Genomic DNA, 22,885 nt, shown 5'->3' on the forward strand with positions numbered 1-22,885 from the left:
AAACGTAAAACTTCACCATAATATAGTGGCAACACAAATTGTTATATGTATAGACTTTTTATTCCAATATTTTTTAATTGCATGCATTTATCACACTGAAACACATGCCTACAATCGCCATTTTCATATTCTAACTCATCTTCAGGTGCATAAGAGTCTCTAAACTCCTGTACCCTTCCTTTGTCTTCCATTTCCCCACCACATTCTGAACATGTAATTTTTATATTAGACAAACTGTTACATAAAGGACAAATTCTTTCCATAATAAATCCCTCCAAAAGTTTATATTATAATATAAACCTTAATTTTGGAGGGTTATTCATAAGGATCAATATTCTTTTCAAAAAATCTTACTCTTGTTCTAACTAAACCCCATAGTTCATCAGCCTCATCTAGTACACTTACTGCTAAATCTAGTGCTTTTTTAACTTCTCTTTTTTTGCCATAGTTATTAGCCTGAATAAGGTTCGACATACCAGCAAAATTTTGTGCTACGGTACTTAACTCGTAAATTATATCAACTAAAGGTCTAACCTTTCTATCAAAATATATTTTTTCCAACTCATTAACCTGTAGTGATTGAGTAGCAGTCTTTAGCTCATCTGTTTTTGCAATTACATCTCCAGCTAACAAGTATTTCCCTGCAGTAGTTAAGTTATCCGATGATGACCCTGCTTGCTTCTGTTTATCAGTATTGGTTTGTAATTGATATAAAGCACTATTTGGATTTAAACCCTGACCACTAGCTGGATATATCCCCTGCCCTTGGTTGATAAATCTATCAACAGTGCCATTCAATTCATCATCTTCTTGTGTTTCCCCATCATTAGAACTATTATTTTCCCGAAACTCTTTATCCTTTTCATCCATATTGATATTCAACTCTCGATATTAGTCATATATATTTATATTAGACAAGTAGTTATTTTATTCAATACTAGATAAAGTTAATGTTGCAGCTCAAAACTCTTACTTTTATTATAAATTTCTTCGTCTACTGTAGCTTTAATATAGGTACCATCTTCTTTATATTCTTCTTCAAGAACCTTTCCGTTTCTATGCAGAAAAGCTACCATATGCTGATCAGAATAAGGAACTAGAACTTCTATATCCCTCATTTTGTTTGGTAATTGCTTACCCATCTCTCTTAAAAGACCATCCAAATTAATCTTATTTCTAGCTGATATTTCTATTATTTCATATTGAGAGTTATTTTTTCTTAATTCCTCTACTACATCATTTGTTGTTTTATCGATTTTATTAAGTACTAATATTATTGGTTTTTCCCTCACACCAAGTTCTGCAAGTACACCTTCAACTGCATAAATTTGCTCTTGAGCATAAGAAGATGATGCATCAACTACATGGCATAGTATATCTGAAAATATAACTTCCTCTAATGTAGATTTGAATGCCTCAACCAAGTCATGAGGTAGTTTCCTTACAAATCCTACTGTGTCAGTAAGGGTAGCAATCCTATTATCTAAAAGCGTAATAGCTCTTGTAGTAGTATCCAAGGTTGCAAAAAGCATATCAGCTTCAAATACCTTTTCTTTATTTAGTGTATCTCTTGAAGATGCCAGGTCGCAAAGAGAATTTCTAAGCGTTGACTTTCCAGCATTAGTATATCCTACTAAGGAAATTTGAGGTATATTTTGCTTGTTTCTCTTCTCTCTTTGAGTTTCTCTATTTTTCTTTATCTTTTTAAGTTCACTAGATAAATCATAAATTTCTTCCCTAATATGTCTTCTATCAGTCTCCAGCTTCTTTTCTCCAGGTCCTCTAGTACCAATACCTCCACCTGTTCTAGATAAAACAGTACCTAATCCGCCAAGCCTTGTAAGTCTATATTTAAGCTGAGCCAACTCTACTTGAATCTTAGCTTCCCTTGTCTTAGCTCTTCTAGCAAATATCTCTAATATGAGAGTAGTTCTATCTATTACTTTAGTTCCTATAGCTTCCTCAAGATTTCTAACTTGAGATCCAGACAATTCATCATCAAATATTATTAAATTAGCTCTATAAGTCTGTCTTAACATAGCAATTTCAGCCACTTTTCCACTACCAATAAAATATGCAGCATCAATCTTGCTTCTATTTTGGAAAACCCTAGTTATAACAGGAATGTCACATGCACTAGTTAATTCTTCAAGTTCATCTAAACTATCCTCACTATCACAACCAACAATAATAGCCTTTTCTGTATAATCTTCTATTACATTATTAGACTTAATAATGTCTTCTATATGATTAATTCTATCTAATATATTCATGTTCAAAACAGCTTCAACTGATAGGTTTGTTTCTTCTTCAGTTATTAGCTTGTCGTTTTCAACAAAACAAAAGCCTAAGGATAGATCAGCAACTTTCCCCTCAGATACTCCTATCGCTACTATGCAATCAAGTTTTAACTTAAGCAAAGCAGATAAATCTAAAGCCGATAGATTTGATACCCCATTTGGGTGAGTATGTATTATTCTTACACCGGATAACTTTTTTTCACTTATATCAATTAGCGGCATTTCAACTGATGTACTATCCCCGATAGCTACACTTACAACTGAGCCTTTTCTATCAATAGCAACACTTACTTCTCTCTCTAATGTATTGGTAACCTCTGCCATCTTATCTACTATTTCTTCTATACAAACAGAGTATTTAGGTATCTTATAATCATAAATACTCTCCAGTTCATTTAATATACTATTTTTTACGCCTTCAACGTTTCCATATATCATAATATAAGCACCTCCTTTAAGGTATATCCTTACTTGACAACTTTCATATTATTTTATATTATAAAAACAACTTTGTAAATGTTGCTATCTTATTTTGAACGTTTTATAAAGATTCTATTTACAAATAAAAATAAATTTATTTTAAAATAAATTTCGGTTACAGATAATTAGTTAAACTTTCCTTGTAACTATTACAAACGAATAAAATATATTTTTTTATTGTGGATAAAAATTAAAGATATATTAGTATTTTATTAAAACATATAAATCCAACAATAAAGAAATATATAATTATATAATTTAATTTTGATGGAGGATCATCATGGAGGATAAAAACCGTAATATACTTTTTAGTGAAGAACAAATTTCAGCTAGAATAAAAGAAATAGGTAAAGTTATAACAGAAGATTATAAAGGTAAGAATCTATATGTTTTATCTTTATTAAGAGGTAGCTTTATATTTGCTGCTGATTTAGTTAGAAATATAGATACAAATGCAAAAATAGGTTTTATGACTACTTCAAGCTATGGACATTCAGAAGAAACTACTGGTGTAGTAAAGATTGTTAATGATATTCCTGATAATATAGAAGGCTATGATGTACTAATAGTTGATGACATAGTTGATTCAGGTATCACTATGGATTTCGTTGTAAATCATGTCAAGAAATTTGGTGCTTCATCTGTAAAGACTTGTGTGCTATTAGATAAGCCTTCAAGAAGAAAGGTATCTATAGAACCTAATTACTGCTGTTTCCAAATTGAAGATGTTTTTGTAGTTGGTTATGGACTTAACTACGGGGATTACTATAGAAATGTTCCTTATGTATTTAACTGGGAAGAAAAATAAAACACACTTTGTGTGTTTTATTTTTTTATTCCATCCGTATTTAAATCTATAGATGTTCTTGGAATTTTTCCTACTATTACTGTTTCAGCTATAGGTATTTGATTTTTCACTTCTACCTCATCATGCTCTAATGGAATTATTACCTTCATCTTAGTGTAAACTTCAATATAAATTTTATGTCTAGTTTGATTTATTCCTGCAGTTTCAAAATCTGAAGAATATTTTGTTTCTATTCTTCCCAAAGGCTCCATTTTCACTGTAATTTTGGGTCCCCAATATGACATTATATTGCTTTTAGTTATATATCCTAATGGTAGTTTTATGCCAACTGATCCAATGGAATTAAGTTCTTTTTGTGATTTTAAAGCAACCTCTGAGGCAATAGCACTCATCTTTACAGTATCAGCCTTTAGCATTACGATATTCCCTTCTTTATCCTTGTCCACCCTTATTATGTCATCATAATTAAACTTCTCTGAATAAACCTCTAATATATTTTGGTTTATTATTTCCGTAGCTTTAGATCTCATTTCAGCATTTGCCACTACCATAACTGTTGGAGTAATAATTTTATCAAAATAGTATATAAAACAGGAAAAAGTGGATATGATTACAAGTGAACATGAAATAATTATTATTTTTAATTTTTTGTATTTGCTTGTCCTAATTTTTTTCACCTACTTATCATAGTGTATTCATCTTATTAATATGCTATAATATTGTAGAATATTTTTATTTCCTGCTTGAAATTAAATTTTAGGAGGATGAGATGGCAGAGAAGAAGAAAAAGAATATAAATAACAAACGTAAAAAGAAGAAGAAGTCTAGGAAAATACTTAGAATATTTCTATTTTCATTTTTATTTTTAATATTATCGGCATTTGTAGTTGGTGGTGGGTACGTTTATGCAATAGTAAAGAACGCACCTGAATTAAACGTAAATAACGTTCTTTCACTTAGCCAACAATCCCGTATATATGATAATAAAGAACAGTTAATGGATAATGTTCAAACCGACGTTCAACGTATCGTTGTATCTTCCGATGATATTCCTAAATCACTTAAGGATGCTTTTGTCTCTATTGAAGATGAAAGATTTTATGAACACAAAGGAATTGATGCCCAAAGAATACTTGGAGCTCTTTATATTGATGTTAAGAATATAGTTACAGGAAAAAGAGGACTTCATGGTGCATCAACTTTAACTCAACAATTACTTAAAAACACTATTTTAACTAGTGCTGTTACGACACAAAGAAAAATAACTGAAATGTATTTATCATTAAAATTAGAGGGACTTCTAACTAAACAACAAATATTAGAAGCCTATCTAAACACAATCCCATTAGGTGGACAGGTATATGGCGTTGAGGCCGCTTCACTTAAATATTTTGGTCAAAGTGTAAAAGACAAAAAATTAACTTTAGTACAGTGTGCTTACCTTGCAGGTATGAATCAGGCACCTTCATACTATGATGCATTTTCACCACAAAATCAAAAGAGTCCTACATCTTATCGTAATAGAACAAAGACTGTTCTATCAAAGATGCTAGAAAAAGAAACAATAACCCAAGCTCAGTACGATCAGGCAATTAAAGATGTTGATGCAGGAAACTTTGGATTCCAACAAAAAACAAGCGTTACTGAGAAGATGAATTTTGAATGGTTTTCAAGACCTGTTATACAACAAGTAAAGAATGATTTGATGCAAAAATATAAATATTCTGAGGCTGAAGCTTCAAAAATGCTAACTAATGGTGGTTTGAAAATATATACTACTATGGATAGAGATCTTCAGCAAGCTACGCAACAATTACTTGATGACAACAATAACTTTAATTTATCAAATAATAAAAATGAATTTTATGAATCTGGAAGCTACAAATGGCCTAAACTTCAAGCTTCAGCTACAATAATGGATTACAAAACAGGTCAAGTTAAAGCCATGGTAGGCGGTAGAGGCAATCAACCTCCTATGAGCATAAACAGAGCCTATAGTACTTCAGGCCTTCGATCAGTAGGTTCTGCAACAAAACCACTTACTGTATACGGACCTGCAATAGACATGAAGCTACTGACCCCAGCTAGTGCAGAGGAAGATACTCCTTTGCCTGAAGAAATAAGCAAAAAGTATCCTAGGGACGAAAAGGGGCAACTTTGGAACCCTCAAAATGAGGATCATGCCTACAAAGGAACTATATCATTAAGAGATGCACTTAAATATTCAAGAAACCCTGTTGCAGTAAAGATTGAAGATGCAATAGGTACTAATGTAGGATTATCTTATGGCGAAAAATTTGGTCTTAAATACAATAAAGCTTCAAAATCAAGTATAGCAACTTTAGCCCTGGGTCAGTTTAACAATGATCCAAAGGATAGAGATGGTGGAAACAGCTATATAATGGCTGCAGCCTATGGAACCTTCGGTAATTCAGGTGTATACACTGAGCCAATTTTATATACTACAGTTAAAGATGCTACCGGTAAGGTTATACTTGATAATACACCTGAAACAAGAAAGATATTATCTCCTCAATCAGCATATGTGATGTATGATTTACTAAAAGGACCTGTTAGCTGGTCATCTGCTCCAGCAAAGTTCGGAGATATACCAGTAGCTGGTAAAACAGGTACTACTACTGATAATAAAGATTTATGGTTCTCAGGGTTAACTCCTTACTTATCAGGCGCTGTATGGGTAGGTTACGATCAACCAACTACCCTTAAAGGTTTCAGTGGATCTGCTGTTTCACCAATTTGGGGTAAGATTATGGCTGTAGCTCATAAGGGACTACAATCTAAAGAAATAGAAATGCCTTCTGGAATTGTGAAAGCTTCTGTTTGTATAGACTCTGGAAAGTCCCCTACTGATTTATGCAGCAAAGATTCTAGAGGCAACAGAGTTGTTCAGGATATATTTATAGATGGTACTCAACCTACAGCACTATGTGATGTTCACGTAACAGCTAAGATAAATAAAGCTAATGGTAAACTTGCCACTGACAATACTCCTGCGAGCTTAATTGAAGAAAGAGTATTTGTTAAAAATTCAACTCAAGCAGGGATAGGATTACCAACGGAGCAGGATGATACAAAACCTACTTCACCACCTACAAATACAAATGGAAACAATACTTCCAACGGCACTAACACTAATAATAGTGGAGCAAATACCGGAACAAACGGTACGAATAACAACACTGATTCTACTAATAACTCTTCAAACAACAATACTAATAATAACACTTGGACTCCAGCCAATGGCAACACCAATAACACTAATGGAAATTCAAATCACTAAAAAAGGTAGCTCTTACGAGCTACCTTTTTTACATCATTCTCTGAAAAGCAATTTCCTTTTCTAAGCATTTATTATCTATATCAATATTTATTCTATATATTTTAGGACACCCTACTTCTCTCCACTTTTTCATATATTTCGCATTGGCTTCTACTTCATAATAATAACATTCATCATATTCATCAGAAAACTCTAAGAAACTATTTACACTATTCTTATGTATTTTCAGCAAATTCTTATCTAAATTATTTACTATTATGGCAAGGTATTTTAAAGGAATAACATAAGGATACATACTCTTTCCCTTTAACTTCTTGCTATCCAATAAGCACCTTCTTACTATTGGGTTTTCTCCAAATCCATCTTTTATATGTGCTCTTAGAATTAAGTTTCCAGTTCTATTTTTTTCAATTTTAATTCCAATCATTATATTCATCCTTCTCATTTGTAAAAGTGATATTTAGCTTAATCTCTATTCAGTTTTATTTCTATCATTTAGTTTATTACTCATTTCAGTCAAATCTTCTAATTGATATACTATAGCATTTACTGATATCTGCAGTTCTAACAATGAAAGCAATAATGATATTAGAAGTGCTACTAAGCTTATACCAAAAGTAATCTGCCCTATAACTTGTTTATTTAAAAATAATGCTAGCATAGATAAAACACATAAGAAGAAACTAAATACTCCCATAGTTTGCATGTATTTAATAAGTCTTACCCTTTTATTTAGATTATTTATTTGTGCCAAAATTCGTTTTTCTGGTATTTTTCTATACTGTAGATCAAGTTGTCTAAGCAGTTGGGCTAATGTAGCAAACCTGCTAGTATATGCAGATATAAGAAGAGAAATAGCTGTAAAAAGCAATGCTGGTGTTGTAAGCTCAAGCTTCAAAATATCCCTCCTAAAAATAAATTGGCTATAGAATGTTAAATCCATTGTATAAGATCACCAACATACTATAGTCATCAAATATACCTTTAAATGTTTCTCTAATATCTTTTATTTATTTTCCATATGATTTATTATTTCCACTACTTTTTCTTCACCTAACAGCTTTTTTATTGCATTAATGCAAATATCCAAACTACTCATTATACTCGAACCTATCATTATTCTCCCATTATCAACCAATGACTTATTAACAATCTTAACATTCGGACAGATCTCTTGAATTTTACTTCTTAACTTAGAATGTACAGCTACAGGCATGTCTTTTATCAAATTCGATCTTGCAAGTAACATTATACCAGAATCTATTACTAAAACCATCTCACATTCATAATAACATCGCTTCAAAAAATCACTTAGTTTTTGATTATTCAAAATATCATCGTTATATTTTCCACTTGGTATAATGAGGATATTAGGACAATCACTTTCAGAAAAAGCTAAGTTTGCAGAAAGCTTAAATCCACTAGAAGTTTCTATCATACCCTCTTCAATACCAATTGTATTAACATCAAATATATTTTTATCGTGTATTTTATTAGCTAAAGAAAATATCTCAATTGGCCCACTTATACTTAGTAAATCCGCCCCTTCTAGGGCTATGATCGATACATTTTTATTCTCACAGTTCTCTTCTACAAGAAATTTTTCTTTAGTTAATTTAAAAGTTATATCATTTCCGTGTCTTGCAACAGCCTCAAAGCCTAACTTTAAAAAAGACTCTTGAGATTTCTTGTTTGAAACTGTATCCATAATAACAAGACCACCAAACTCATAAAAAAAGTACTCTAAAATAAGCTTTGTAGCTTCGGCTCCATAACCTTGTCCCCTATGACTAGACTCTATCTTTAAATTAAATCTGGCAATCTTTGTAGCTGAATCATAGCCATGAAAACTTACTTCACCCACCGGTATATCTTCTTTATTAAAAATCAAACAATAAAAGTTTTTTCCATCAGTAGGCATGACCATTTTCTTATAGAAGTTTTCCCACTTATCTTCTTGAAATGCAAATACACCACCTATATCTTTCATTGTTTCATAATCACACCATAATCGCTTTACATAATTTAATTCTTCAAACTTTGGTTGCTTTATATAAACTAATTTTCCATCTCTTCTATATAAATCACTAATTTTCATAAAAAATCACCCAATTTCCATATTTAAAACTTATACTTGTAATATTTTCATAAACTAATTATATATCAATAACATTACTTTTAATATAATAATCTTTACATTACCATCATTATTTTGACCAAAAAATTCTTACATTAAATATAGTTTAGACCTGCTCAAAAAATAATGAGTTCAGAGTATTTACTCTATATATGTAATATTTTCCACTACGCTTAAGAATATTGTTGAAATTAAGAGGTTATGAAGGAGATGCTATATAAGCGAGCTATTTTACCTTGATTCTGAAAAATAAACAAATTTTACTTTTTTTCTTAAAAGTATTGATTTAGTTAGCAAAAATTAATATAATAACCTTGTTTGTTTAGTAATTATAAACAATTTGTTTAGTAATACGTGTGTGTAACTTTTTACCTACTATAAAAATGGAGGATATGCAGCATGCAAATTGGAGATAAAATTCGAAGATTAAGGATTGAAAAACAACTTACACAAGAAGAACTTGCAAATAGATGTGAACTTTCAAAAGGTTTTATATCTCAGCTGGAAAACGACCTAACATCCCCTTCAATTGCGACGCTAATGGATATTCTAGAAATTCTCGGAACGAATCTAACAGAATTCTTCAGTGATGATTCAAATGAAAAGATAACCTTCACATATGATGACATGTTTGAAACTGAAAGTGAAGAACTAAAATATAAGCTTATGTGGCTAGTTCCAAATGCACAAAAAAATGCTATGGAGCCAATAATGATAACTCTTGAGCCTGGTGGAAGATATGTAGAAGAAGAACCACATGAAGGAGAAGAGTTTGGTTTCGTTTTATGTGGGAACATTAATCTTCACTTAGGTGATAGAAAAGTAAAGTTAAAAAAAGGCGAGAGTTTTTACTTCAAACCTAAGGCTAATCATTTCATCTCAAATTGCGGTAAAACAGAAGCTAAGGTTATTTGGGTAAGTACTCCTCCTTCATTCTAAATATAAGAGAGGTGTTTATTTTGAATGATAATATTCTTGAAATTAAAAATGTATCAAAAAGCTTCAATAATATAAAGATAATTGATGATTTAAATCTAAGTATTAAAAAAAATGAATTCTTAACTCTTCTTGGTCCAAGTGGTTGTGGCAAGACAACTACTTTAAAAATGTTAGCAGGTTTTGAAAGCGTTGATGTTGGAACAATATCTTTTGAAGGAAATGATATTAATAATGTTCAGCCTTATAATAGACAGATTAATACTGTATTTCAAAATTACGCTCTTTTCCCTCATCTAAACGTTTATGATAACATTGCTTTTGGCCTTAAAATAAAGAGACTCTCTAAATCAACAATTAAAGAAAAAGTTACATCAATTTTGAAATTAGTTGCTTTAGAAGGCTTCGAAAAAAGAGATATAGATTCTCTTAGCGGTGGTCAGCAACAGAGAGTAGCAATTGCTAGAGCTTTAGTAAATGAACCTAAGGTACTATTATTAGACGAACCACTTGGAGCTCTAGATCTTAAACTAAGAAAAGAAATGCAATTAGAGTTAAAAAACATACAACAAAAACTAGGCATCACTTTTGTTTTTGTAACCCATGACCAAGAAGAAGCACTTACTATGTCTGATACTATTGTTGTTATGGATAAGGGAATAGTACAGCAAATGGGAACCCCTGAAGATATCTATAACGAACCAATAAACTCATTTGTAGCTAAGTTTATTGGTGAAAGTAATATAGTTGATGGAGTTATGTTAAAAGATTATAGAGTTAAGTTCTGTGATAGTGAATTTGAATGCGTTGACAAAGGTTTTTCAAGTAATGAAAATGTAGATGTTGTTATAAGACCAGAAGATATAAAGATAGTTGATTCTGAAAAGGGAATGCTTAATGGAAAAGTCACTTCAGTTATTTTTAAAGGAGTTCATTACGAACTGGAAGTTCTAGAACAAGATAGAAAATGGCTGATACACAATACAAAAAGTGCTCCAATCGGCTCAATTATAGGGCTAAATATTCATCCTGAAGATATACATATAATGAAAAAAAGGATAACTACATAGTGAGAAAGCGTTCCTATGCTGCTTACCCATATTTTATTTGGAGTATACTTTTTATTGTAATCCCCCTTTTTATGGTCTTATTCTTTAGTTTCACGAAAAAAGTTGACGGTTCCTTTGTGTTTTCTATGGACAACTATCACAAACTTATTAATCCAGTATATTTAAAAGTTTTTTGGAGATCAATTTATCTTGCTTTTATTTCTACTTTATTATGTCTTATAATTGGGTACCCCGCTGCATACTTTATTTCAAAAATAAACTTAAAAAGAAGAAATCTATTTATACTATTATTCATTTTACCAATGTGGATGAATTTTCTTCTAAGAACCTATGCCTGGATGTCTATACTGGGGAAAAACGGATTTATAAATACCCTATTAATTAAGATAGGTCTTCCATCAATAACTTTATTATACACTGACTCTGCTGTACTTTTAGGTATGGTGTACAACTTTCTTCCTTATATGGTACTTCCAATATACACAGTAATAATAAAAATAGACGAAAACCTTATAAACGCAGCACAGGATTTAGGAGCAAATAAAGTTCAAGTTTTTAGCAAGGTAATATTCCCGCTTACTGTACCAGGGGTTATATCAGGGATAACTATGGTATTTATGCCTGCAGTAACAACCTTTGTAATTTCAAGACTTCTTGGTGGCGGTCAATATATGCTTTTAGGAAATCTTATAGAGCAGCAATTTACTAATATAGGAGACTGGAATTTTGGTTCTGCTATTTCTATATTTATGATGCTTATAATACTACTCTCAATGGCTATTATGACTAAATTTGATGGAGATGAAAATAAAGAAGGTGGTGGACAAGTATGGTAAAAAAATTAGGATCTAAATTTTATTTATTCTTAGTTTTTTTATTCTTATACGCTCCCATAATTGTATTGATTATATTTTCATTTAACAATTCAAAATCTATGGCCGTATGGGAAGGTTTCACTTTCAAGTGGTATAAAGAACTTATTAGTGACGATAGAATTTTAACTGCGCTTTACTATACTTTAAGTGTAGCCATTATATCCGCAACAGTGTCAACAGTTGTTGGAACTTTAAGCTCTATTGGTATATTTAAGATGAGAGGATTAAGTAAAAAAATAATTCTTAATATAAACTATCTTCCAGTTTTAAATCCCGATATAGTTACAGGAATTGCTTTGATGAGTCTATTTGCTTTCTTTAGTTTTAAGTTTGGATTTACTACTATGCTTTTAGCACATATAACCTTTAACTTACCATATGTAATATTATCAGTGCTGCCCAAACTTAAGCAGTTACCGAGTAATATCGAAGAAGCAGCTATGGATCTCGGCGCTACTCCAAGCTACACACTTAGAAAAGTCATATTACCACAAATCAAGCCTGGAATAATATCTGGCTTTTTAATAGCATTTACTATGTCAATCGATGATTTTGTAATAAGTTTTTTCACTACTGGCTCAGGAGTTACTAATCTTTCTATAGAGGTATATTCTATGGCTAAGAGAGGCATAAAACCTGAAATAAATGCATTATCCACATTAATGTTCATTGTAGTTTTAACTTTACTATTGATAGTTAATAGGAAAGAATCTTTGATAAGAGGTGAATAAATTGATTAAAATTAGAAAAATAATCCCACTAATTGCTACACTTGTAATTTGTACTTCATTATTTGCTGGGTGTAACAATAAATCTAACGAATCAGGTAAAACAGTATTAAATGTATATAATGTTGGTGATTACATTGATGAAGATCTATTAAAGAAATTTGAAGATAAAACCGGAATAAAAGTTAATTATGAAACCTATGATACAAATGAAATTATGTACCAAAAATTAAAAGGTGGAAATTCTAGTTATGATATAGTTGTACCTTCTGATTATATGGTAGAAAAAATGATTAAGGAAAATATGCTTGAGAAAATAGACTTTGACAAAGTTGAAAATTATAAGAATATAGACGAAAAGTTCAAAAATCTTTCTTATGATCCAAAAAATGAATACTCTGTTCCTTATATGTGGGGAACATATGGAATTATATACAACAAAAAATTAGTTAAAGATCCAGTGGATAGCTGGAATATACTTTGGAATCAAAAGTATAAAGGACAAATCTTTATGATAGAATCTATAAGAGATTCTATAGGAGTATCGCTTAGGAGACTTGGTTATTCACTTAACACAACTAAGGATGATGAGATAACAAAAGCTAAAGAAGATTTAATAAAACAAAAACCATTAGTACTTGCATACGTAAATGATGAAGTAAAAGATAGAATAGTTGCAGAAGAGGCTGCTCTTGCAGTTGTTTATTCAGGTGATGCTGTAACAATGAAGCAAAAAAACTCAAACCTAGAGTATGTTATTCCAAAGGAAGGAAGCAACAAATGGTTTGATACTTTATGTATACCAAAGAACGCTAAGCATAAAGCTGAAGCAGAACAATTTATAAACTTCCTACTAGACCCTGAAGTATCTAAACAGAATACACAATATATTGGTTACTCTACTCCAAATAAAGCCGCTTTAGAATTGTTGGATGATAAAATAAAGAATGACCCTACTGCTTATCCTTCTGATGATATATTAAAGAAGTGCGAAGTTTTTGTTGATCTTGGAGAAAATCTAAAAAAATATGATGATGCTTGGTTGCAAGTTAAATCAAATTAAAAAAAGCCTTTATAGGCTTTTTTTATTGTTCAAATTCAGGAAACCATAGATTGATTTCTTTTTGAGCACTCTCTCTACAGTCAGAGGCATGCACTGAGTTTTCAGTTTTGTTTACACCAAACTTTTTTCTTATAGTTCCATACTCAGCCATTTCAGGATTTGTGTTACCGTTTATCTTTCTTACTTTTTCTACAGCCCCTTGTCCTTCAAGTATCATAGCAACTAATGGGCTTCTTGTAATGTATTTCAATAATTCATCAAAAAATACTTTGCCGTCATGCTCCGCATAATGCACCCTAGCCAATTCTTCATTAACTTTAACCATTTTAAGCCCAATTACCCTAAGGCCATTACTCTCATATAGATCAATTATTTTTCCCGTTACGTGTCGCTCCACTGCATCAGGCTTTATAAGAACCAAACTTCTTTCGATATCCATTACCTTCACCTCCTGTAAATGTTTTCTAATATTATTATACTTATTAGGGATTGTATTGTAAATATTTTTAAAATTACTCCATCATTGTAATTTTTACTCATTTTCATAAAAAATAAACATAAATATAATTATAATTTTTACGATAATATAAATAAGATTATCTCATATGAATCTTTAGGTTATATTTTCAATTGTTAAGACCTACAAAAATCTGTTATAATTCTATTAAATAAATCTTGAGGAGGAATGAGTGTGATAAGATATCATATCATTGTCCAAGGAAGGGTTCAAGGAGTAGGTTTTAGATACTTCGTTCAATATACAGCCTCTTTACTTAACATAACTGGTACTGCCACAAATCTTGACAATGGCGATGTAGAGATTTTTGCTCAGGGTGACAACGAACACGTAGACGCTTTTTTAGCTAGGGTTAAGAGAGGAAATGGTTTTTCAAGGGTTATTGAATGTAATGTAGAAGAGATTCCTTCACTCGAAAAAGAAAAGTCTTTCAGGATTGTTTAGATTACAAAAAGTAGAGTCTTTATCTATTCTTAATAGGACAAAGACTCTACTTTTTTTAACTATATAGAATTATTGTTTTTCATATACCTAGTTACATAATAGTTAACAGATATAATATTATAGCGCAATTATAAGTTGTAACTATTCCTCGGAATTAAGTTGTTCTACAACATAATTTGGAAGCGCAAAAGCACCTACATGTATGTTCTTGTTATAGTATTTAGTTTTTAATCCACGTTTCTCAAAGTTTGCTTCTTTAAAATCCTTTATAGGATGAAGTTCCTTTGATGCAAAACCAAATAACCAATGTCCAGATGCATAAGTCGGCATATGGTATTGATATGCCTCACATATTGGGAATATCTTCTTAAGCTTTGAGTACGCTCTTTTCATCTCTCTTGAATTATTAGGATAATACGGACTTTCACCTTGATTAACTAATATTCCTTTTTCAGTAAGAGCCTTAAAGCAGTTGTTATAAAAATCTACTGTAAATAATCCTTCTCCTGGACCGATAGGATCTGTAGAGTCAACTATTATAAGGTCATACTCAGCTATCTTTCCTTCAACAAACTTTATTCCATCTTCGAAGTACAGATTAACTCTTGGATCATCAAGTTTACATGCAGTGAAAGGTAAAAATTCTTTAGATGCTTTAACAACAACTTCATCTATTTCTACCATATCTATCTTTTCTATAGTCTCATATCTAGTTAATTCTCTTACAGTTCCACCATCACCAGCACCAATTACTAGAACTTTTTTTATATTAGGGTTTGTAGAAAGAGCCACGTGAGTAATCATTTCATGATAAATGAATTCGTCTTTTTCAGTAACCATAGTCCAACCATCTATTACTAAAACTCTTCCAAATTCGTAAGTATCAATTACTTCTATTTCTTGGAATGGACTCTTCTCCGCATAGAGATGACTCTTTACCTTCATTGAAAACTTTACGTTAGGTGTCTGATTTTCTGTATACCACAATTCCATTTCTATTCCTCCAAACACTATTCATTCATTGGTTTATGTGTAACATCTACATTGTCATACTGACCATCAGAATAGTTCTTTATCTTTTCAATTATTCCTCTTGATACCTCAGTTGATTCACTTCTTTCAGCCTTAAGCATATCCTCTAAATAGTTAAATGCTTTCCACGGATTAACGCTGTCGCCGCAAGTGTATAAATCAACAGAAGCATAACCATATTCAGGCCATGTGTGTATTGTTAAATGTGACTCTTGTATAATTACAGCTCCACTAACTCCCCATGGATTAAAGGTATGAAAACAACTTGTAACTATAGTTGCACCTGATCTTCTTGCAGCTTCATTCATGTACTCTTCAATCAAGCCATGATTACTTATTGTATCCTTGTCACAATTATAATACTCTACCAATATATGTCTTCCAAGTTGCTCAATTTTCATTATAACCCCTCCTAATATTAAAGAAACTAATATTCAAATATTGAAATTTAATATGAATATTTAGCCATTTATCTTCTAAACTCAACTAAACTCTTGGTTTAATAAGTTTACTTTTACTAAACCAAGAGTTTATCAATATTAAGTACAAATAAAATATATCATATTTTAAAAATTTGTCAATAGATTTTGCGATTTACACATATTCTAACCATATCTTTTACTAATTCAACTCAATATTTTGCAATTTGTTTTCACCTATGATTTAATAAATATATACTTATATTAAAGTTAAGGTAATTCTGGTAAAATGCGCTATTATTGAATTATTAGATTTAAATAAAAAAATAGACTGTTAAAAACAGTCTATTCATTAGTATCAGTATGCACTGGTCTAGGCTTATTTTTCCCTAACTTTCTTGATTCCTTTGAGTATCCAATCTCATTTGCAGTTTCTATTTTCATTTTCTCTAATTCTTTTTTTGTTTTAGGATTCGACTTCTTATTATTTTTGCTATTCTTATTATTTTTATGAGACATAGGTATATCACTCCTTAAAAGCTACTATTGTAATACTAATCAACACGATATTAGTATTAGTACTTTTTTATAGCCTATACATGAAACATATTAACAAAGAAAGAACTTCTGCCCTTTTATAAATCTTCCCATAATTCTTCTATTGATGGATAGTCCGTAAATATCTTATCCATCAAGTTATCAATATCGTCATCATTCCACACATTATACTTTTCTAATGAATCTAATTTAATTACATTATTTTCTTTTGCACTTCTAACAAGAATCTTTTCAGAACATTTTTCAATATAATCATCTATATGTTCTCTTACAGTATTTTCAAACTCTAAAGTTAAATATCTCTCGTTATTTTCATCTCTAAAATCTATCACAATCCTATGCTGATCTCTCAAAAGCTTTAAGAAATCCTGATGATTTTCATCGCCATAATTAAACCATATATCATATATATTCTCAAAATCCTCACCAAATTTTAATATTATGGCATATACATTAGCTTTTTTGTCACCAATAGATGTACTTTTTACTCCCATGGGTGTATCTACGCCAATACTCAATAGATCCTCTTTCATTTCTTTTATTATAATAATTGGATATAAAGTATCTTCAAGCCCAACTACTAATGGAGTAATGCTACCACAAGGTCTATCTGCTATTATATCATTAACTGTTAATTCACCCATAAGTACACTTCCTTCTTTCATAATACTTTGCTGTAAGTATATTATACCAATTCTATTAGTATATATGAGATATTTTACCTATAAGCTTATAAAATATCTTCTATGCAATCAAAAAATAAAAAACTTCTTATTTAATTTAAAAATTTTTAGTTATAACGCAATTTATCTATAGTATTATACGATAAATTAAAATAGTTATACAATAGCAATTTACCATTTACTTTCAATTAATGGTACTTATCTTCCTTTTTTAAACGTATATGAAGAATCTTATAGAAATCATAATTTTATTTTTTACTGTTTACCCTAAATAGCTGTTCTAACTCCTTGATATTGCTGGATTTATATATCGAAAAATTTTATACTTTCCAAGGCAGCAAGATATGGTTGCTACAACATAATCACTTTGCTATAATAAAGTAATTAAAGAAGATGAATTACTTCAATCTAAGATATATTTGTTGAAGCTTTAATGTATTTTTCATTTAAGCTTTAAATATAGTAATCCTTAGCGAAGTTAGCAATATCTATATATTGTATTGGGGGAATATAAATGAAAATAGACTTTATAAAATGTCATGGTTCAGGAAATGACTTCATATTAATAGATGAGTTAAATAAGACACTTAATTTAACCGAAGATAATAGAAGAAGTTTAGCCATTGAACTATGTGATAGAACTGGAAAAATAGGGGCTGACGGAATATTATTTGTTCAAAACAGTTCTTTCTGTGATGGAAAAATGAGAATATTTAATGCTGATGGCACAGAACCAGAAATGTGCGGAAATGGTTTGAGGTGTGTAGGAAGATATTTGATTGATGTTCTAAAAAAAGAGTTTATTACTGTTGAAACAATGAAAGCTAAATATGATGTAAAGGCAGTTACAGAAATCTTCGATGGAGTTAGAACAGTTGAAATAGAAATAGATACAGTTAATTTCAATGTTAACTCACTTCCTTTAAATCACTCAAAAGATACCTTAATAAATGAAAAAATCCCGGCTTTATCTGACAACTTACTTTTCACTGCTGTAAGTATAACAAACCCACATGTAGTTACATTTATTAATCAGTTAAGCAGAGATGAAATAGTTAGAATAGGTAAAGAAGCTAATACAAACAAATCTGTTTTTCCACAAGGTGTAAATGTTAATTTTGTAAGGGTTCTTGAGGACAGCAGTATATATGTTACTACCTATGAGCGTGGTGTAGGTATAACAAAATCCTGTGGTACAGGTATGACAGCTTCCAGTGCTGCTTACTGCTTAAACAATCCTGATTTATATGGTGCAGAACTTAAAATATATAATGATGGTGGTATGATAAAGATATATGTTAATAAAGATGATAAAAACAATTACAAGATAAGATTTATAGGTAACGGTTCATACGTATACTCTTCTTCAGCAGACCTTAATGATTCATTGAAGTTAACTTCGATTACAGAGAATAAAGATTTTGAAGAAGAAGTGGCTAGTTATAATAATTTTCTTGATTTCACTAAGAATGTTATAGCCTAAGCTATAGAATTACACAATAAAACTTGGCAAGCGAATAAGTTTTATTTTTACTGTATATTCATAAAAAGCTTCTAAATGTATTGAAATATATAACTTTAGCTAACTTATAGTTTTTGCATTTTCCTTTACATTAAAAAGATCATTAACATTATAAAATGTTAGTGATCTTTTATTTATTCCTATAAAATTACCTTTCATCTAATCTGATACTTATATAAATACTCCAGTTCTCTCTAATAAAACTAAGTGATACTTCTGTTAACTATTAACAATAATAGATTATCATATATAAATTATATTTGGATCTGGTTTATCTATAGCTGTACCACTTAGAAGAGAAAACTATTTTTAAAACTCTCACAGGTTGTGTTTAGAAAATTTAAAAGTAATGAATTTTATTCAAAAATGGTTCATCCATATAAACTTAAACTTCTATATTGTATCCCTCAAAAGCGTTTATATACATCTGTCTAAGCTCTCCCATAAGTGGATACCTTGGATTTGCTCCAGTACATTGATCATCAAAAGCTTGCTCTACCATTTCGTCTAATGAAGAGTAGAACTTTTCTTTAGAAACACCCCATTCTGCTATGGTTCTTGGCATTCCAACTCTAGCTTTCAGATCATCTATAGCTCTTATAAGATTTTCAATTTTTTCTTCCTCAGTGCTTCCGCCAAGCTTTAGATAGTCAGCAATAACTGTATACCTCCATTTTGCATTTGGATACCTATATTGAGGAAATGCTGTCTGTTTTCTTGGATCATCTACTGCATTAAATCTTATAACTTCGTCTATCAACAATGCATTTGCTACTCCGTGAGGTACATGATGCATTGATCCTAACTTATGTGCCATTGAGTGGCATACTCCTAAAAATGCATTTGCAAAAGACATTCCTGCTATTGTAGCTGCATGAGCCATCTTTTCTCTTGCTTTTATATTTGTGGTACCTTCATCGTAAGCCTGTGGCAGATACTTAAATATAAGTCTTATCGCTTCTAATGCCAAGCCATTTGTATATTCGGACGCTAGGACTGATACATAAGCTTCAATTGCATGTGTTAAGGCATCTATTCCAGATGCTGCTGTCAAGCTTTTTGGCATATTCATCATAAGTTCAGCGTCGATTATCGCCATATCTGGAGTAAGTTCATAATCTGCTAAAGGATATTTTATCCCTGTTTTTTCGTCTGTAATTACAGCAAAAGGAGTTACCTCAGAACCAGTTCCTGCTGAGGTTGGGATAGATACCATCATAGCTTTTTGCCCTAACTCTGGGAATGTGTATACCCTCTTCCTTATGTCCATAAATCTCATTGCTAAATCTTCAAATCTTACCTCTGGATGTTCATACATAACCCACATTATCTTAGCGCAGTCCATAGGTGATCCACCGCCTAAAGCTATTATTACATCCGGCTTAAATTTATCCATTTGATCCGCTCCATTTTTAGCAGTTGCTAAAGTTGGGTCTGGTTCTACATCATAAAATACTCTAAAGTCAACATGCCCTTCTTCCAAAACCTTTATAGCCATATCTGCATATCCTAAATCATATAAAACTTTATCAGTAACAATAAACGCCCTTTTCTTGCCCATGTCTACTAGTTCTCTTAATGCAACACCAAGAGATCCATACTTAAAGTATATTTTCTCCGGTACTCTGAACCAAAGCATATTTTCTCTCCTCTCTGCAACATTCTTTATATTAAGTAGATGCTTTGGCCCAACATTTTCAGATACAGAGTTTCCTCCCCAAGATCCACAGCCTAAAGTTAAAGATGGAGCAAGTTTAAAATTATAGATATCTCCAATTGCTCCTTGTGATGCAGGCATATTTACTATTGTCCTTGCAGTCTTCATAGCTGCACCAAACTTCCCTATTCTATCTGCACTTCTTGACTGATCTGTATATAATACCGAAGTATGCCCAAATCCCCCTAATTCAACTAATCTTGAAGCTTTAACCAAAGCTTCATCAAAAGTTTTAACACAATACATCGCGAGTACCGGTGAAAGTTTTTCATGGGAAAACGGTTCTTCTAGTTCAACTGACTCTACCTCTCCAACTAATACCTTTGAATATCTTGGTACCTCAACACCTGCTAATTCTGCTATCTTATATGCTGACTGACCTACTATGTCTGAGTTTAGACCACCTTTATCATTTAGTATAATCTTTCTTACCTTTTCTCTTTCTTCTTCGTTTAATATATAAGCACCTCTGTCATGAAACTCTTTTCTCACCTCATCATATATTTCTTCTAGCACAACTAAAGCTTGTTCTGATGCACATATCATTCCATTATCAAAAGTCTTTGATAGAAGAATTGAACTTACTGCTGTTTTTATATGAGCAGTTTCATCAATAATTACAGGTGTGTTACCTGAACCAACTCCTATAGCTGGTTTACCTGAAGAATAAGCTGCTTTTACCATCGCTGGCCCACCAGTAGCAAGTATTATGTCTGCCTCTCTCATAACCATCTGTGATAGCTCAACTGACGGCTCATCTATCCATCCTATTATATCTTCAGGTGCTCCTGCTTTAACGGCCGCATCTAAAACTATCTTTGCAGCTGCTATAGTTGAGGCCTTTGCTCTTGGATGAGGTGAAAATATTATTCCATTTCTTGTTTTAAGTGATATGAGTGACTTAAAGATAGCTGTAGAAGTTGGATTAGTAGTTGGAATTATTGCTGCTACTACTCCTATCGGTTCTGCAACCCTTGCTATTCCAAAAGCTTCATCATAATCTAATAATCCACATGTTTTATCATTCTTATATTTATTATAAATATATTCAGATGCAAAGTGATTCTTTATAACTTTGTCTTCAACTACCCCCATACCAGTTTCTTCAGCAGCGAGCTTTGCAAGAGTTATTCTAGCATTGTTTGCCGCCATTGCAGCTTGCCTAAATATTTCATCAACTTGTTCTTGGGTATAAGTAGAGTAAATCCTTTGCGCTTCCCTAACCTTAGCTATCCTTTGACTCAACTCTTCCGAATTGGTTACTTTCATTTAAACTCCTCCTTCTATTTACGCAATAATAAGCCTAATCAATATTTTTATCATTATATAGACGTAATTTTCTTCTTATTATTCTCAATATGTATATAGGAATATTCTAGGTTAAAAAAATATGCAATAAGCCTCTAAACCTGTGAGGTTTAATTGAATTTTAATATTTCTTAATATAGAAAAAATCTTAATACTTAGCTATACTATTTATAAGTGAGTGCAAATCAGCTCTTTCAATTAATATCAAATTCCTAAAACAAAACTTACTTTACTGAATCATATTGATTCTTCTCTTAAGCTCATTAAGGATTAACCAATCTGATCTTAAGAATATAAGTTTAATTATAGAAAATAGGAGGCTTATAAATATGATAATTTCTAATATTACTAATATGATGATCAAATACTTCGAAGGCGATATCAAAAGAATAAATCATGCGTTGAAGGTATATTCCTTTGCAAAGACTATTGGTGAGCTAGAACAACTGGCTAACGATAACCTTTTTATTTTAGAAATTTCCGCAATATTGCATGACATAGGTATTAAGATAAGTGAACAAAAATATAATTCGTCAAACGGTAAGTATCAAGAAATAGAGGGTCCCCCTGTAGCAAAGAATTTATTAAGTGGTTTTCATTTAGATTCATATATAATTGATAGAGTTTGTTATCTTATAGGAAATCATCATAGTTATGACAAAATAGACTCTTTAGATTTTCAAATTTTAGTGGAAGCTGATTTTTTAGTTAACATATATGAAGATAAAATACCAAAAGAAAATATTGATGTAATAGAACAAAAGATTTTTAGAACCTCTTCCGGTAAGGAGCTACTTAATTCTATTTATATGCGATCTTAACAAATAAAAAAGTCGCTGAAGCGACCTTATTCAGTGAGCTTTTTTAACGCATCTGCCTTTCCGAATCTATATGAGGAAAATATGGCAGGCGAATAAGTTTTATTTTTTTACTGTATAGTTATAAAAACTTCTAAAACAGTTGAAATATATAGACTTAGCTAACTTG

At 31.1% G+C, this 22,885-nt stretch carries 23 protein-coding genes; 10 read left to right on the top strand and 13 right to left on the bottom strand.

Annotated features, from left to right (window positions below; translation table 11 throughout):
• Positions 1 to 41: 41 nt before the first annotated feature.
• The 3 genes from JHL18_RS01620 to hflX all read right to left on the bottom strand — a co-directional run bounded on the left by JHL18_RS01620 (position 42) and on the right by hflX (position 2,738).
• Positions 42 to 263, bottom strand: a complete 222-nt coding sequence (locus JHL18_RS01620; protein ID WP_200265891.1) for a hypothetical protein — start codon at positions 261 to 263, stop codon at positions 42 to 44.
• 52 nt (positions 264 to 315) lie between these two features.
• On the bottom strand, positions 316 to 870 hold the full coding sequence (locus tag JHL18_RS01625; RefSeq protein ID WP_200265892.1) for a hypothetical protein: 555 nt from the start codon (positions 868 to 870) through the stop codon (positions 316 to 318).
• 77 nt (positions 871 to 947) lie between these two features.
• Positions 948 to 2,738: a GTPase HflX gene (gene hflX, locus JHL18_RS01630; protein ID WP_200265893.1), complete on the bottom strand. Its 1,791-nt coding sequence runs from the start codon at positions 2,736 to 2,738 to the stop codon at positions 948 to 950.
• A gap of 322 nt (positions 2,739 to 3,060) precedes the next feature.
• On the opposite strand from hflX, the gene hpt reads away from it, so the two are divergent.
• The gene (gene hpt, locus JHL18_RS01635) at positions 3,061 to 3,588 is read left to right on the top strand and encodes a hypoxanthine phosphoribosyltransferase (protein ID WP_200265894.1); all 528 of its coding nucleotides are present in this window, start codon (positions 3,061 to 3,063) and stop codon (positions 3,586 to 3,588) included.
• Positions 3,589 to 3,605: 17 nt separating this feature from the next.
• Here the strand turns inward: hpt and yunB are convergent, their stop codons facing one another.
• Entirely contained in the window at positions 3,606 to 4,265 is a 660-nt protein-coding gene (yunB, locus tag JHL18_RS01640) for a sporulation protein YunB (protein WP_200265895.1), read from the bottom strand.
• A 92-nt stretch (positions 4,266 to 4,357) separates the two neighbouring features.
• Between yunB and JHL18_RS01645 the strand changes: the two genes are divergently transcribed.
• Positions 4,358 to 6,889, top strand: a complete 2,532-nt coding sequence (locus JHL18_RS01645) for a transglycosylase domain-containing protein (RefSeq protein WP_200265896.1) — start codon at positions 4,358 to 4,360, stop codon at positions 6,887 to 6,889.
• A 28-nt stretch (positions 6,890 to 6,917) separates the two neighbouring features.
• Here JHL18_RS01645 and JHL18_RS01650 read toward each other — a convergent pair whose 3' ends face one another.
• From JHL18_RS01650 to JHL18_RS01660, 3 genes are all read right to left on the bottom strand, one after another.
• Positions 6,918 to 7,316 carry a hypothetical protein gene (locus tag JHL18_RS01650; RefSeq protein ID WP_200265897.1) on the bottom strand — a complete coding sequence of 133 codons (399 nt, stop codon included), beginning with the start codon at positions 7,314 to 7,316 and terminating at the stop codon, positions 6,918 to 6,920.
• A 45-nt stretch (positions 7,317 to 7,361) separates the two neighbouring features.
• Positions 7,362 to 7,787: a DUF2721 domain-containing protein gene (locus JHL18_RS01655; RefSeq protein WP_243277754.1), complete on the bottom strand. Its 426-nt coding sequence runs from the start codon at positions 7,785 to 7,787 to the stop codon at positions 7,362 to 7,364.
• 108 nt (positions 7,788 to 7,895) lie between these two features.
• Positions 7,896 to 8,987 carry a GNAT family N-acetyltransferase gene (locus tag JHL18_RS01660; protein WP_200265899.1) on the bottom strand — a complete coding sequence of 364 codons (1,092 nt, stop codon included), beginning with the start codon at positions 8,985 to 8,987 and terminating at the stop codon, positions 7,896 to 7,898.
• 438 nt (positions 8,988 to 9,425) lie between these two features.
• Between JHL18_RS01660 and JHL18_RS01665 the strand changes: the two genes are divergently transcribed.
• The 5 genes from JHL18_RS01665 to JHL18_RS01685 are packed head-to-tail and all read left to right on the top strand — an operon-like array spanning position 9,426 to position 13,698.
• A complete protein-coding gene (locus JHL18_RS01665) occupies positions 9,426 to 9,965 on the top strand; it encodes a helix-turn-helix domain-containing protein (RefSeq protein WP_200265900.1) in 540 nt (179 codons plus the stop codon).
• Positions 9,966 to 9,982: 17 nt separating this feature from the next.
• Positions 9,983 to 11,032 (top strand): spermidine/putrescine ABC transporter ATP-binding protein, encoded by a 1,050-nt coding sequence (potA, locus tag JHL18_RS01670; protein ID WP_338025433.1) that lies wholly within the window; start codon positions 9,983 to 9,985, stop codon positions 11,030 to 11,032.
• Positions 11,032 to 11,868, top strand: coding sequence for an ABC transporter permease (locus JHL18_RS01675; protein ID WP_338025431.1), 837 nt, complete (start codon positions 11,032 to 11,034; stop codon positions 11,866 to 11,868). The genes potA and JHL18_RS01675 overlap by 1 nt, the downstream gene beginning before the upstream one ends.
• A complete protein-coding gene (locus JHL18_RS01680) occupies positions 11,862 to 12,638 on the top strand; it encodes an ABC transporter permease (protein WP_200265903.1) in 777 nt (258 codons plus the stop codon). The genes JHL18_RS01675 and JHL18_RS01680 overlap by 7 nt, the downstream gene beginning before the upstream one ends.
• A 4-nt stretch (positions 12,639 to 12,642) precedes the next feature.
• A complete protein-coding gene (locus JHL18_RS01685; protein WP_200266018.1) occupies positions 12,643 to 13,698 on the top strand; it encodes an extracellular solute-binding protein in 1,056 nt (351 codons plus the stop codon).
• 22 nt (positions 13,699 to 13,720) lie between these two features.
• Here JHL18_RS01685 and ndk read toward each other — a convergent pair whose 3' ends face one another.
• Entirely contained in the window at positions 13,721 to 14,137 is a 417-nt protein-coding gene (ndk, locus tag JHL18_RS01690) for a nucleoside-diphosphate kinase (RefSeq protein WP_200265904.1), read from the bottom strand.
• 252 nt (positions 14,138 to 14,389) lie between these two features.
• Here ndk and JHL18_RS01695 point away from each other — a divergent pair, with 252 nt between their 5' ends.
• Complete coding sequence (locus tag JHL18_RS01695) at positions 14,390 to 14,659, top strand: acylphosphatase (protein WP_200265905.1); 270 nt, start codon at positions 14,390 to 14,392, stop codon at positions 14,657 to 14,659.
• A 141-nt stretch (positions 14,660 to 14,800) separates the two neighbouring features.
• On the opposite strand, the gene speE is transcribed toward JHL18_RS01695, so the two are convergent.
• From speE to JHL18_RS01715, 4 genes are all read right to left on the bottom strand, one after another.
• Complete coding sequence (gene speE / locus JHL18_RS01700) at positions 14,801 to 15,652, bottom strand: polyamine aminopropyltransferase (RefSeq protein ID WP_200265906.1); 852 nt, start codon at positions 15,650 to 15,652, stop codon at positions 14,801 to 14,803.
• A 17-nt stretch (positions 15,653 to 15,669) separates the two neighbouring features.
• Positions 15,670 to 16,086, bottom strand: coding sequence for an adenosylmethionine decarboxylase (gene speD, locus JHL18_RS01705; protein WP_200266019.1), 417 nt, complete (start codon positions 16,084 to 16,086; stop codon positions 15,670 to 15,672).
• Between the two features lie 369 nt (positions 16,087 to 16,455).
• Positions 16,456 to 16,629: a small, acid-soluble spore protein, alpha/beta type gene (locus tag JHL18_RS01710; RefSeq protein WP_200265907.1), complete on the bottom strand. Its 174-nt coding sequence runs from the start codon at positions 16,627 to 16,629 to the stop codon at positions 16,456 to 16,458.
• Between the two features lie 116 nt (positions 16,630 to 16,745).
• Positions 16,746 to 17,312 carry a hypothetical protein gene (locus JHL18_RS01715; protein WP_200265908.1) on the bottom strand — a complete coding sequence of 189 codons (567 nt, stop codon included), beginning with the start codon at positions 17,310 to 17,312 and terminating at the stop codon, positions 16,746 to 16,748.
• 553 nt (positions 17,313 to 17,865) lie between these two features.
• Between JHL18_RS01715 and dapF the strand changes: the two genes are divergently transcribed.
• The gene (dapF, locus tag JHL18_RS01720) at positions 17,866 to 18,834 is read left to right on the top strand and encodes a diaminopimelate epimerase (RefSeq protein WP_200265909.1); all 969 of its coding nucleotides are present in this window, start codon (positions 17,866 to 17,868) and stop codon (positions 18,832 to 18,834) included.
• A 424-nt stretch (positions 18,835 to 19,258) separates the two neighbouring features.
• Here dapF and adhE read toward each other — a convergent pair whose 3' ends face one another.
• Positions 19,259 to 21,859, bottom strand: coding sequence for a bifunctional acetaldehyde-CoA/alcohol dehydrogenase (gene adhE / locus JHL18_RS01725; RefSeq protein WP_200265910.1), 2,601 nt, complete (start codon positions 21,857 to 21,859; stop codon positions 19,259 to 19,261).
• A 362-nt stretch (positions 21,860 to 22,221) separates the two neighbouring features.
• On the opposite strand from adhE, the gene JHL18_RS01730 reads away from it, so the two are divergent.
• A complete protein-coding gene (locus JHL18_RS01730) occupies positions 22,222 to 22,719 on the top strand; it encodes an HD domain-containing protein (protein WP_420839205.1) in 498 nt (165 codons plus the stop codon).
• The last annotated feature ends 166 nt before the right edge of the window (positions 22,720 to 22,885 follow it).

Origin of the sequence: Clostridium yunnanense (genome assembly GCF_016595795.1) — a bacterium.
In the GTDB taxonomy this organism is placed as follows: Bacteria; Bacillota; Clostridia; order Clostridiales; family Clostridiaceae; genus Clostridium_AR; species Clostridium_AR yunnanense.